The 13057-nt window shown below is 62.4% G+C and carries 10 protein-coding genes and 2 tRNA genes; 7 read left to right on the top strand and 5 right to left on the bottom strand.

What is annotated here, in order from left to right:
- Nucleotides 1-2992, top strand: a 2992-nt coding sequence (locus ACH2AT_RS09285; RefSeq protein ID WP_394965462.1) for an InlB B-repeat-containing protein, incomplete at its 5' end; no start/stop codon positions are given.
- 86 nt (nt 2993-3078) lie between these two features.
- On the opposite strand, the gene ACH2AT_RS09280 is transcribed toward ACH2AT_RS09285, so the two are convergent.
- The 5 genes from ACH2AT_RS09280 to ACH2AT_RS09260 all read right to left on the bottom strand — a co-directional run bounded on the left by ACH2AT_RS09280 (nt 3079) and on the right by ACH2AT_RS09260 (nt 8858).
- Nucleotides 3079-3585: a MarR family winged helix-turn-helix transcriptional regulator gene (locus ACH2AT_RS09280; protein ID WP_394965460.1), complete on the bottom strand. Its 507-nt coding sequence runs from the start codon at nt 3583-3585 to the stop codon at nt 3079-3081.
- A gap of 118 nt (nt 3586-3703) precedes the next feature.
- Nucleotides 3704-4057, bottom strand: a complete 354-nt coding sequence (locus tag ACH2AT_RS09275; protein ID WP_394965458.1) for a DUF1667 domain-containing protein — start codon at nt 4055-4057, stop codon at nt 3704-3706.
- 4 nt (nt 4058-4061) lie between these two features.
- Complete coding sequence (locus tag ACH2AT_RS09270) at nt 4062-5327, bottom strand: NAD(P)/FAD-dependent oxidoreductase (RefSeq protein WP_394965456.1); 1266 nt, start codon at nt 5325-5327, stop codon at nt 4062-4064.
- On the bottom strand, nt 5320-6768 hold the full coding sequence (locus ACH2AT_RS09265) for an NAD(P)/FAD-dependent oxidoreductase (RefSeq protein ID WP_394965455.1): 1449 nt from the start codon (nt 6766-6768) through the stop codon (nt 5320-5322). The genes ACH2AT_RS09270 and ACH2AT_RS09265 overlap by 8 nt, the downstream gene beginning before the upstream one ends.
- Before the next feature lie 218 nt (nt 6769-6986).
- The gene (locus ACH2AT_RS09260; protein WP_394965454.1) at nt 6987-8858 is read right to left on the bottom strand and encodes an alpha/beta hydrolase; all 1872 of its coding nucleotides are present in this window, start codon (nt 8856-8858) and stop codon (nt 6987-6989) included.
- A gap of 436 nt (nt 8859-9294) precedes the next feature.
- On the opposite strand from ACH2AT_RS09260, the gene ACH2AT_RS09255 reads away from it, so the two are divergent.
- From ACH2AT_RS09255 to ACH2AT_RS09230, 6 genes are all read left to right on the top strand, one after another.
- Complete coding sequence (locus ACH2AT_RS09255) at nt 9295-9873, top strand: glycerol-3-phosphate responsive antiterminator (RefSeq protein WP_394965452.1); 579 nt, start codon at nt 9295-9297, stop codon at nt 9871-9873.
- 58 nt (nt 9874-9931) lie between these two features.
- Nucleotides 9932-11422 (top strand): glycerol kinase GlpK, encoded by a 1491-nt coding sequence (gene glpK / locus ACH2AT_RS09250; RefSeq protein ID WP_394965450.1) that lies wholly within the window; start codon nt 9932-9934, stop codon nt 11420-11422.
- 141 nt (nt 11423-11563) lie between these two features.
- Nucleotides 11564-12019, top strand: coding sequence for a spore coat protein (locus tag ACH2AT_RS09245; RefSeq protein ID WP_394965448.1), 456 nt, complete (start codon nt 11564-11566; stop codon nt 12017-12019).
- A gap of 157 nt (nt 12020-12176) precedes the next feature.
- Nucleotides 12177-12602: a DUF1622 domain-containing protein gene (locus ACH2AT_RS09240; protein WP_394965446.1), complete on the top strand. Its 426-nt coding sequence runs from the start codon at nt 12177-12179 to the stop codon at nt 12600-12602.
- A 298-nt stretch (nt 12603-12900) separates the two neighbouring features.
- Nucleotides 12901-12977: transfer RNA gene (locus tag ACH2AT_RS09235), tRNA-Pro, on the top strand.
- A 3-nt stretch (nt 12978-12980) separates the two neighbouring features.
- Nucleotides 12981-13056, top strand: a tRNA-Gly gene (locus ACH2AT_RS09230).
- Nucleotide 13057: the final 1 nt, after the last annotated feature.

Raw genomic sequence — 13057 nt, 5'->3', positions numbered from 1 at the left:
GGAGGAGGCCCCTGCGACGCCCGTCCCTGAGGAGGAGGCCCCTGCGACGCCCGTCCCCGGGGAGGAGGCCCCCGCGGCGCCCGTTCCCGGGGAGGAGGCCCCTGCGACGCCTGTTCCCGGGGAGGAGGCCCCTGCGACGCCTGTTCCCGGGGAGGAGGCCCCCGCGACGCCCGTCCCTGAGGAGGGCCGCGCCGCCCTGGCCAGCCGCGCCGCTTATGGTGCGGAAGGCGGAACCGCCGCCGTCTCCGCCACAGTCACCCTTACCTACAATGAAAACACGCAAAACGGCGGCTCCGGCGCCGCCCCCGAAGCGGTGCATGGAGAGCCCGGCGATGTGGTGATCCTGCCCTCCATGGAGGGAGCCGATTTCCTGGGATGGAGCGTCTCCGCCGCTGCAAACAACGGCAAGCCCGAAAACTACCTTCAAACCATTTATCCCGCCGGCGCCCCCTACACCCTGCCAGAGACGGACGTGACCCTTCACGCCATTTGGGTGCAGGATCACAATGCAAACGCGTTCTTTTTCATCCGCCTGGACGGAATGATCCCCGTGGAACCCGCTGCATACGGCAACGAGCTTTACACCGGGCGCATCAAGGTTACAGGGGCCGTTAAACAGGGCAAGTTTGTGGCCGACCCCACCGGCAAGGCTGTGGAGGACAATCTGAACAGCCGCCCCACCGATGCCCAGATCCAGGCGGCAGTGAAAGCTGTGAACGAGTCCTATGACCCCGCCACCCAGTATGTTCTCTGGTATGCGATCAAAGAAGAGAACGATGGCTACCATGTGGACGGTGTGATCCTGGATAAGAGCAAATACAATGTGACCTACGATCCGAACGCGCTGACCGGCCAGTACAAAGGAGAAGCGCCCAAGGGCCAGCAATACGTCGAGGGCGCGCAGGTCACCGTTGCGGGCAACGGAACGCTGGCCCGCGCGGGTTACCAGTTCCTGGGCTGGTCTGAGGACAAAGACGCCGCGGCCCCGCGGTACGTGGACGGCGGCACCTTCCCCATGCCCGCCGGGGATGTGAAGCTGTACGCGGTGTGGAGCAACACGCAAAGCTATACGCTCACCGTGGAGCTTTATGCCGGCGGACCGGGCGGCACGCGCCTCAACTACCAAAAGGTCGAACCCGGCTGGGAACAGCTGGAGGAATATAAGCAGCTGAGCGCCGCCGGGCTGGCCAAGGAGATGTGGGGCTATGACCTCGACGAAAGCCACTGCACCCTTCAGTGGGATCCCGACGACCTGCAAGAGGACGTCCGCTCCTATGTGGCGAAGATCTGTGTGGACGAGGGATCTCCGGATCTGGTCACCGTCCGCTACGACGCCAACGACGGCGAGGGCACAGCGCCCGAAAGCGCCATCCTGGTCAAGGGCGAGGATTATTCCCCCGTGGCCGGAAGCGGCGGGCTGAGCATGGCCGATCATGAGTTCACCGGCTGGAACACCAAGCGGGACGGAAGCGGCACTCCCTATGCGGCGGGCGATACCATTCCCGCGGTCAGCGCGGACATCACCCTTTACGCCCAGTGGAAATGGAAGGTTTTCACCATCACCTATCAGGCCGACGCGAACGGCAGCGTCAGCCTCGCGGATGAGACCGTCAACGCGGGCGGGGACGGCAAAGGTTCCACCGCCACCCCGGACACCGGCTACAAGTTCGTCAATTGGACGGACGAGGAGGACAGGGAGGTCAGCGACAAGGAGAACTTTGCGCCGCAAAACGTGCGGGCCGACGCCGCCTACACCGCGCATTTTGAGCCCAAGGAGTACGGCTATACCGTCAACCACATCTATCTGGACCGTGACGGCGTCGAGACCGGGCGCGTCACCCGGACCGGCAGCGCCGCCTACAACACGCAGATCACCTACGACAAGAACCTCGTGTTTGAGGAGCAGAACTATCTCTTCAGCCATGCCGATGGCCCCAAGACCATCGGCATCGACCCGGCAAAGAACGTGCTGAACGTCTATTATGACATCGACGCCCTGGCGGATCCGGGCAGAGACAAGGATGGCGACACGGCCAACGGCGACGGCATTGCCGACAAGTACCAGGTCATCGTGACCTTCGAGGCGGTCAACGGCGTGGTGCGCCCGAAAGGCGGCGCGGCTGAAGACAACGCGGTTCGCCTGAGCACCGTGGTCACCCTGCTGGATGGAAAGGGCGACTATGCAACGGGCGGCGTCGGCCATCTGACCGACGGACAGATCCCCGCCGCGATCGCCAACAGCGGCTACGATGAGCACGGCCCCGCCTGGGCGCCCGCGGCCCCCACGCCCGCCTACGATATTACCGGGGACATGACCTTTGTGGTCAGCTTCCGCGCAAACGAAAGGCCGGCCGCTCCGGCGGCGCCCACGCCTACCCCCGCGCCCACGCCCACCCCCGCGCCCACGCCTACCCCCGCGCCCGCCCCCACCCCAGCGCCTACCCCCACCCCAGCGCCTACCCCCACCCCCGCGCCCACCCCGGCGGCCCCGGCGGCCCCGGGCGCCGTGGACCCGGCGGACCCCGATGAGGAGACCCCGGAGCAGGCCGAGGAGATCGCAGAGGAAGAAACGCCGCAGGCTCCCGCCGGCGAGACCGGCAAGGCCGAGACGGTGGAAGAGGAAACGGCGCCCCTGGCCGGCCCTGCGGACGCCGCCTGGGCCCTGCTGAACCTGATCCTGGCTGTCCTGACCGCGCTGGCCAGCGTGCTGCTGCTGGCAGGCTGCTTTGGAAAGAAGAAGGAAGAGGCGGAAGAGGACGGCGAAAACGCGCAGCGCACCGTCAACAGGAAGGGCGGCTGGCGTGTGTTCAGCCTGGTCCCCGCCATCGCCGCCGTCGCGGCGTTCATCCTCACCGAGGACATGAGCGATCCGATGGTCTTTACCGACCGCTGGACCCTGCTCATGGCGGCCATCGCGGCCGTTCAGGCGATCGTGGCGATTCTGGCGAAGAAAAGCAGGGAAAAAGCCGGCGAAGATGAAGCGCAGGCATAAGCCGCCCGCTTCAAAACCGGCCTAAGCAAAGCAAAAAAGGCCCGGCGCGCTGTTCAAAGAACAGCGCGCCGGGCCTTTTTGAAGGTTCAGCTTTTCTTGATGAGGCGCGGCTTTTCCTGCCTGCCGCCGTCCCGGGCAAGGGTGGCGTTCAGCCGTTCCAGCGCGGCGGTGAAAACCGCCAGCTGTTCGTCGCCCACTCCCTCCAGTTCCCGGAAAAAGGACCCGAACATTTCCAGGCCGGCGGTGGACGTCTGCTGCCGGTAGAGGTCCGCGCCGCTTTCGGAAGGGCGCAGGATGATGTTTTTGCGGTTGGTCTCGGTCTGGTATTTGTCCACCAGGCCCTGCTCGCAGAGATATTTGATGATCTTGGAAAAGGTGCTCTGAGGGATGCCCAGCCGCTCGGAGATGTGGTTCATGCAGGCATCGTCGTCCTGATGCTCCAACACGTATTCAAAGACCTGCCATTCCTGCACGGTCAGGCGAAGCTCGTCAGAAAGCCGCACGGTCCGCACCGAAGCGCGCTGCACCACGTTGGTGTGCTTCACAAGGGCGGCCACCAGAGGCCGGTACCGGCCCATCCATTCGGTTCCCATGGGATAAACGCCTCCTTTGCGATGCCTTGCAGTAAGATGATACTATCACAGCGGCAAAGGAAATGTCAATGGGGAGGGGCGTCAAAGCCCCGTTCCCGGCCCGGCGGAGGGCGGCGGTTCACAGCGCCTCCATGTCCCGGCTGGCCACAAGGTCGGCCCCGGTGCCCAAAAGGTCGGGCAGGATGACCTGGCCCCGGCGCACCGGCGCGGCAAGGCGCACCTTTGCCGCCTCAGCCATGGCGTCCATCAAAAGGCCTTTGGGAATGGCCCGGCTGGTCTTGACGGGGATGCGGGGATAGAGCCCGCCCTCCACGCAGACGGTGGTGGTGAGCACGCGGGTGGGGTTTTGCAGCTCGCTGCGGCCGTACTCCGCGCCCTTGGGGCAGGAGTTGCCGGTGACGGCCCAGCCGTTTTCCTCGTCCACCTTCAGGTGGCAGCCTTTGGGGCAGACGATGCAGATCAGTTCTTTCATGGCGTCACACCTCCCGTATGCTCAGGGTCAAGGGACCCCGGGCCAGTTTCAAAAGCTGGGGCGGCAGCGCCACCTGCTCCATCTCGCCGGGCGCCATGTGCTCCCGCTTGAAGCGGGCGATGGTCTTGCCGTCGGCGTCGGTGGCCAGAATTTGCGCGTCCCTGGTCACCCGGTTCACCCGGAAGAACACCTGGGCGGGCTTTTCCAGCGCGTCCAGCCGCAGGTGCTGGGGTACGGTGTAGCTCACGCCGTCGCCGTTCAAAAGTTCCAGCGCCTCGCCCGCCGCGCGCCTGCCCTGCACCCAGGCCGCGGCCGCCGCCCCCGCCCGCTCGCTCTCGGCGGAGACATAGTCCACCAGGTCGTGGACGTGCACTACGTTGCCGCAGGCGAAGATGCCGGGCACGCCGGTCTCCATGTTCTCAAACACCACCGCGCCGCTGGTGCGGCGGTCCATGGCGATGCCCGCCTGCCGCGTCAGCTCGTTTTCGGGGATGAGGCCCACGCTCAGCAGCACCGTGTCGCAGTCGAACGCCATCTCGGTGCCGGGGATGGGCCGCCGGTCGGGGCCGACTTCGCTCACCGTCACCTGCTCCACCCGCTGGTGACCCTTGATGTCGGTGATGGTGTGGGAGAGGTAGAGGGGGATGCCGTAGTCCTCCAGGCACTGGACGATGTTGCGGGTGAGCCCGCCGGAATAGGGCATCAGCTCCACGCAGGCCAGCACCTTGGCCCCTTCCAGGGTCATGCGGCGGGCCATGATGAGGCCGATGTCGCCCGAGCCCAGGATGACCACCCGGCGGCCCACCATGTAGCCCTCCATATTGAGGAAGCGCTGGGCCGCCCCGGCGGTGAACACGCCGGCGCACCGCTCGCCGGGGGTGCTGATGGCGCCCCGGGTGCGCTCCCGGCAGCCCATGGCCAGCACGATGGTCCTGGTCTCCAGCACCATGTAGCCGTCGGCGCCGTTGATGGCGTGCACCTGGTGGGGAGCGCCGCCCTCGCCCGGCACGATCTGCAGCACCATGGTGTCCAGCTTGGCCTGCACGCCGGTGGCCTTCAGCATGTCGATGTAGCGCCCGGCGTACTCCGGGCCGGTGAGCTCTTCCTTGAAGCGCTGCAAACCGAAGCCGTTGTGGATGCACTGGTTCAGAATGCCGCCCAGTTCCTTGTCACGCTCCAGCACGAGGATGTTCTTCACGCCCTCGTCCCAGGCTTTGCAGGCGGCGGCAAGGCCCGCAGGGCCGCCGCCCACCACGATCAGATCATACATTTGCGTTCCCTCCCGTCTTGGTCCTGCCCGTCAGGATGGTGCTGCCCGCCTGTTCCAGCAGCACTTCGGCCTGGTCCAGCCCCAGCTCCCGGGCGATGATCTCCTGCACCCGCGGGCCGCAGAAGCCGCCCTGGCAGCGGCCCATGCCCGCGTTGCACCGGCGCTTGACGCCGTTGATGGAGCGGGGCGGGATGGGGCTGTGCAGCGCCGCCACGATCTCCCCTTCGGTGATGGTCTCGCACCGGCAGACCACCCGGCCGTAGCGGGGGTCTTTTCGGATGAGCTCGTTCTTCTCCCCGGCGGAAAGCTCCTTGAACACGATGTGCTCGCGCCTGTCCACAAAATCCGGGTCCGGCTCCAGCGCAAGGCCGCCGGCGGCCAGCATCCGGGCCGCCATCTTTGCGATGGCCGGCGCGCTGGAAAGGCCCGGGCTCTTGATGCCCGCCAGGTCGATGAAGCCGGGGTGGGCCCCGCTCTCCTCGATGATGAAGTCGCTGCGGGTGGTGTTGGCCCGCAGGCCGGCGAAGTTGCGGATGTTCTGCCGCCACTCCACGCCCGGCACGCTGCGGGCGGCCTTGGCGCGCACCTCGGCCATGCCGGCGGCGGTGTTGCCCAGGTCCAGCCGGTCCTCCACGGCTTCGGCGTTGGGGCCGCAGATGAGGTTGCCGTGGATGGTGGGGGCCACCAGCACGCCCTTGCCCTCCGGGCCGGGGCACTGGAAGATGACCCGGCTCACCCGGTCGTGCTCGGATTTGTCCAGCAGGTAGTATTCGCCCCGGCTGGGCAGGGTGTGCCAATCATTGGGCTCCAGCATCTCGTGCACCCGGTCGGCGTCCACGCCGGCGGCGTTCAGCACGAAGCGTGCGGCCACGTCGCCGGCGGGCGTGTGCAGCACAAAGCCCGCGCCGGTGTCTTCAATGCCGGTGACCGGGCAGTCCCGCCGCAGCTCCACGCCGCCGCGCACCGCGGTCTCGGCCATGGCGATGGCAAAGCCCCAGGGGTCGATGATGCCGGCGCTGGGCGCGAAAAGCGCGCCGCACACTTCCTCCGAAAGCCCCGGCTCCATGGCCCGGGCCTCCATGCCGGAGAGCAGCCGCAGCCCGGGCACGCCGCTTTTGCAGCCCCGGTCATACAGCGTTTGCAGCGTGGGCAGCTGCTCGGGGCTGAAGGCCGCCACCAGCGACCCCACCCGTTTGAAGGGCACCTGCAGCTTTTCACAGATCTCGCCGGTGAGGCGGTTGCCCTCCACGTTCAGCCGGGCCATCAGGGTGCCGGGTTCCGGGTCGTAGCCGGCGTGGATGATGGCGCTGTTGGCCTTGGTGGTGCCGGCGGCGATGTCCGCCGCTGCCTCCAGCACCGCCACCCGCAGCTTGTAGCGGGCCAGCTCATAGGCCGCCGCCGCGCCCACCACGCCGCAGCCGATGATGACAACATCGTACATAGAATCATACCTCCCAAACCGAATATGCCGTCCGCCGAAGGGGTGCTTTGGGCGGAAAAAGAACAAAAAAAGAGCAAAGCAAACACGCCTGAACGTATCTGCTTTGCTCGTAAGACTCATTGCAGCAAGATATTCTCTATTTCATAGTATACGCTGTGCAGTGAATAAATGCAAGGGGATAGAAGAAAAATCGTGTTCACAAAAGTAAGATTTGCCAATCAGAGAATGGTGGCGGTCACCATCGTATTGGCCACGGTCATCATAGTATAGAGCATGCTAATGGCAAAGGAGCCTACATAGATCGAACCTGTCTTCTTGAAAAAGATCCGAGTGATAATGGTGCCGACAGGGATCAACACCAGAAGCGGGAAGAGGTTCACGATACGCATGGAATTGAAGGTGAATACGCCGTTCGCAACGATTCCGTAGTACTGGATGAAAATCAGAACGCAGAGGCCCAGGATGTTGGAAACACAACTGATCACAGTGACCAGCCAGTCCGGCATGTTTTCCACGCGGTTTCCGCCATTTACCAACAGCGAATTAACAAGATAGAATGCCGCGAAAGCGGGGAAATAAGCGATGGCAAACAGCACCTTGTCAACGGTGAAGATGCGCATGGCAACCATCCAGATGCGGAAGTCGGTGTTGAAGCACAAATCAACAAAGAAAAGGATCACATAAGCTGTGGTAATGGTGAGAAGCGCCAGCAGGAAACTCTTCCACAACTTTTTCGGAGTGGTCTTTACGCCCCAGCAATCAATGCTCTGGCCTTTGCTGAACAGGCGATGAGAAAGCAGGAAGACCGCCAGCAAAACAATGGCTACCACAAGGGTCCACAAAGCGAGTTCGTTGGTGTTGGGTTCGCCAAACCATTTAGTAACGGTAGAGGGGACGAAAGACTCTTTGCCCAGCAGATGATACATCACGGGCATTACTAAGGTGGCGGGGAGAATGAGGCACACGAGATAGGTGCCCCAGTAAACCAGTTTGGAACGGGTGGTCTTGATGGCAGGAGCGCAGGGAACAGGCTCTTTTGCAAGCAGTTCCGAGAAGAAGGGAACGCCCTGCATCACGACAATGGCAAACGGAACCAGGAAAAGGAAGATGCCGATCAAACCAAGAAGATTGAAGAATTCTTTCCACATCCAGATCTGGTCTGCCGGATCAATGTATTCGTAACCAGCAGGAACGCCGAACGATTCATAGAAGAAAGTGGTGGCAGCTGCGCTGGACGCTTGCGAGAAATGGTTTTTGGGGTGTATCTCCGTATTCTGGAAGATGGCGCGGATGTGCTCTTCGCCGCCAATGTTACCGCGGTAGATTTTCCAGTTTTCCACAACGTCGTTTTCAGTCAGGCCAATACCCGCCTGGTTGATGAAAGAACGGGCATTATCGCTTTCCAGGAAACGGGCAGGATTGTTGTCCACATCAGGCGAACGGAAGAACCATTCATCATATTTACCTTGGATCATACCCCAGTCAACATCGAATTCAGTTACGGGTACTTCCACATCTCCAAAAACATAGGGTACATATTGTGCGTCATAACCAACATCCAAAACCGCTGCTACTTTGTTTTCACCAAGGCCCAGAGCTTCCTGCTCAAAATAGTGTTGCGCGGAAGTGGAAGCAATCATGCCACCCATGGAGTGACCGGATACACCTACCTTGTTCAAATCAATAAAGGTGTAGGAGGCAGTGGCATAATCGATGATATGCCACATGTTGTTCATAGAGTCATCTGCAGCGATATTGATGGAAGAGGAGCCATGGCGATAGGCGTCGGTGGAAATCACCACAAAGCCTCGGCGGGAAAGCTCTACCATATTGAGATCCTGCATCTCGAAGTTATTGAAGCTTCCGTGTGAAACAACGATGAGCGGCAACTGATTTTCTGCAGAGGCTTTTTTGGGAATATAAATCTGCCCGTTGACAACATAACCGTCATCAACAACGACACGCAGATCCTGTACGTTGACTTGCCCGAAGCTGGTTTGAACGATCGAAGCGCCAATCGCGCTTACAAGGCACAGAACCAGTGCAATGCATAACCAGATCGCGGCTTTGTTCCTCTTTTTGTTGTTCATGATTCTCCTCCTCTTTTGAGCCTTATACAGCCCGAATTTTTGAATGCATCTGTTCTCTGCGCACAAAAGCAGGTGCATTTTTATGCTCCCAAAAATGAAAAAAGCGTAAGGGCAAGTAATCTTGCTCTTACGCTCACTTCCAATAACTCTGGAGCATATCTGTTGGCTTTATGCTACCACACAAAAGCGTTTTGCGTCAATAGAAAATAAAAAATTAACAAGGAATTGAAAATGTTTATTCAAAACATAAAAAAGAAGGGCGCGAGTTTGTCGAAAAAGACGGTTTTTTGCCCCGGTACTTTACTTTTGCGAAGTCTCCTGCCATAATAAATCATGTCCACTGAGTAACGAGCGGGGCGAACAGGGTTCGCCCCGCTCTCTTTGCAAGATGTTTATTTTTTATCAATCTTGTGGGGCGACAGGGGGAAAGCAAGGAATGGAAATGGACAACACCCAGACAAAAAAGCACCGCATGCTGGACTGCCCGGTCATCGCGGCGGTGAAGGACGAAACGGGCCTTGCGGCCGCGCTGAAAAGCGAGTGCGAGGTGATATTCCTGCTCTTCGGTTCGGTGGTGAACATTCCGGACCTGGTGGAGCGGGTGCGGGGCGCGGGCAAGCTGGCCATCGTGCACATCGACCTTCTGGACGGCCTGAGCCAGCGGGAGGTGGCGGTGGACGGCCTGGTGCGCATGTGCGCGCCGGACGGCATCATCTCCACCCGGCCCGCCCTGGTGCGCCGGGCGCGGCACCTGGGCCTTGTCACGGTGCAGAGGGCCTTCATCCTGGACTCGCTGGCCCTGTCCAACCTGCCGGATCAGCTTTCGGTGGGCAAGCCGGATTTCATCGAGATCCTGCCGGGCATCATGCCCCGGGTGATCGCCGAGATCACCCAGACCACCGCCACGCCGGTCATCGCCGGCGGGCTCATCAAGTACAAGGATGAAGTCATGGCCGCCATGCGGGCGGGCGCGGCGGCGGTGTCCACCACCTGCCCGGCGGTGTGGGAGATGTGAAACGAAACCGGCGGGCGCGGGCCCGGCGGAGAGCAGATAAAAAAGGAGGCGCCTCGCCGTGAAAAAGTACGTGATCGCCCTGGACCAGGGCACCACCAGCAGCCGCTGCATCCTGTTCGACGAACACCAGAACATCGTGCAGCTTGCCCAGAAGGAATTCACCCAGCACTATCCCCATCCCGGCTGGGTGGAGCACGACCCCATGGAGATATACTCCAGCCAGTACGGCGTGCTGATGGAGGTGCTGGCTCAGAGCGGGGTGGACGTGCGGGAGATCGCCGGCATCGGCATCACCAACCAGCGGGAGACCGCCATCGTCTGGGACAAGGAGACCGGCCGTCCGATTTACAACGCCATCGTGTGGCAGTGCCGGCGCACCGCCGCGCTTTGCGAAACGCTGAAAGAGGACGCGGAGTTCACCGCCTATGTGAAGGACCACACGGGCCTGCTGGTGGACGCCTACTTCTCCGCCACCAAGATCCAGTGGATTTTGGAGAACGTGCCCGGCGCGCGAAAAAAGGCCGAGGCGGGCAGGCTGCTCTTCGGCACGGTGGACACCTGGCTCATCTGGAAGCTCACCGGCGGCAGGGTGCATGTGACCGACTACACCAACGCCAGCCGCACCATGCTCTACAACATCCGCGGCCTGTGCTGGGACGAGTCCATCTGCGCCCGGCTGGGCATTCCCATGAGCATGCTGCCCGAGGTGAAAAGCTGCAGCGAGGTCTACGGCCATGTGAACATCCAGGGGGTGGAGGTGCCCATCGCGGGCATCGCCGGCGACCAGCAGGCCGCCCTCTTCGGCCAGACCTGCTTTGAGCCGGGCGAGGCAAAAAATACCTACGGCACCGGCTGCTTTTTGCTGATGAACACCGGCGAGCGGATGTACCAGAGCAAAAACGGCCTGCTCACCACCATCGCCGTGGGCATCGGCGGCAAGGTGCAGTACGCCCTGGAGGGCAGCGTCTTTGTGGGCGGCGCGGTGGTCCAGTGGCTGCGGGACGAGCTGCATCTCATCACTGAGGCGTCGGACACCGAGTACTTCGCCACCAAAGTGAAGGACTCCGCCGGCGTCTATGTGGTGCCCGCCTTCACCGGCCTGGGCGCGCCCCACTGGGATATGTACGCCCGGGGCGCCATCCTGGGTCTGACCCGGGGCGCGGGGCGCAACCACATCATCCGGGCCAGCCTGGAAGCCATCGCCTACCAGACCGCCGACGTGCTGTGGGCCATGGAGCAGGACACCGGTATCCAGCTGCGGGAGCTGCGGGTGGACGGCGGCGCCTCCGCCAACAACTACCTGATGCAGTTCCAGGCGGACATCGTCTCCCGCACCATCCGCCGGCCCATGATCCGGGAGACCACCGCCCTGGGCGCGGCCTACCTGGCGGGCCTGGCCACCGGCGTGTGGTCCAGCCTGGACGACATCCGCCGCCAGTGGACGCTGGATAAACTCTATGAGCCCGCCATGGAGGAAGAAAAGCGGCAAAAGCTGGTGGACGGCTGGCACAAGGCCGTGCGCCGCGCCAAGGACTGGGTGGAAGACTGACCTTATACATATTCGCCCTTTCTCTTTGCTTGCCCGGCGGGCCCGTTTCGGGCCGCCGGGGTTTTTTTCGCATAGCGGGCGGTTTTTGGGGAACACTGACACCATACCGCGCAAGACGCGAAAAAAAGGAGAGAGAACACCATGCCCATGACCAAAAAGGAACAGAGCCTTTTGAAGGACCTGCAAAACGAGGAAAAACTGTGCGCCGAGAAATATTCCAAGGCCGCCGAGGCGGCCTGCGACCCGGCCCTCAAGACCATGCTGGGCCAGATCGCCAAGGCCGAGCAGAACCACTACGACACCGTGACCGACATGCTGGCGGGCAAGGTGCCCGCCCCGGCGGCCGCCCAGCCCAAGGCCGCCAAGGAGCAGACCCCGCCCCGCTCCACCGCCACCCGCGCGGGCAAGAAGCAGGACGCCTATCTGCTGGCGGACCTGCTGGCCACCGAGAAGTACGTGGCGGGGGTCTACAACACCTCGGTGTTCGAGTTCTGCGACGAGAAAAGCCGCCAGGTGCTCAGCGGCATCCAGCAGCAGGAGCAGCACCACGGCAAACAGCTGGCGGATTATATGCAGGCCAACGGCATGTACCGCTGACAAAAACAAGGCAAAGGGCCCCGCGGTGCGCCGCGGGGCCCTTTTTCGCGCCGGTTTTCGCCGGGGCCTATGCAAACGGCGGCGCATCTGCTATACTTATTTATTATAAAACCGAGATCGCCCGGCTTTGCGGGCCGCGGCGCGGGGAGGAACGAACATGGGACCGATGTTTTTTGAGACGCTCTACAACGAGCTGCACGAGGGCCTGGTGACCCTGGTGAACCTGTCGGTGGTGCTGCTGGAGTTCATCGGCGTGGGCGTCATCGTGGTGGCGGCCCTGCAGGGCATCTGCAATTATGTGCGCCGCGACCCCCTGACCCGGCTCAAGCTGGCCAAGGGCATGGCAATGGGCCTGGAATTCAAGCTGGGCAGCGAGATCCTGCGCACGGTGGTGGTGCGCGAATTCACCGAGATCGGGCTGGTGGCCGCCATCATCGTGCTGCGGGCGGCGCTGACCTTCCTCATCCACTGGGAGATCAAGACCGAGGAATCGCAGATGGAACAGGAGCTGGAGCGGCGGCAGGCGGAGATACAGGACATCACCGAAGAGGCAGAGGAAAAGCGGGCCGCCCGGCAAAAATAAAAAAATTCGTCCCTCCGCATTGACGCGGGGGGACGAATCGGTTATAATAGCAAAAGCGCCCTGCCGGGCGGCTGCCCTGTCCGCCGCCCCGGCGTTCGTATGACGGGATGTAGCGCAGTTCGGTGGGCAGAGCCGAGCGCCGCCAGCGGCGGATGCAGCGAGGCGGAGCCCTTGACGCGCAACAGAGCGGGCCAGCCGCCCCTCGGCGCGGCGCCGCACGCGACAATTGCGCTAAGGGAGCTGCGGCCCTCTTGATCGGTGCTTTTGGGCCCGATGGGCCTTGAAGATAGACCCATGACGGGATGTAGCGCAGTTCGGTAGCGCGCCTGCTTTGGGAGCAGGATGCCGCAGGTTCAAATCCTGTCATCCCGACCATAAGCGGCTTTAGCTCATCTGGTAGAGCGCCACCTTGCCAAGGTGGAGGTAGCGAGTTCGAGCCTCGTAAGCCGCTCCAT

This window comes from Candidatus Allofournierella excrementigallinarum (genome assembly GCF_944388085.1).
Lineage (GTDB): Bacteria > Bacillota > Clostridia > Oscillospirales > Ruminococcaceae > Allofournierella_A > Allofournierella_A excrementigallinarum.
The sequence above is the reverse complement of the archived record's forward strand: the minus strand, read 5'-3'. Positions and strand labels throughout refer to the sequence as shown.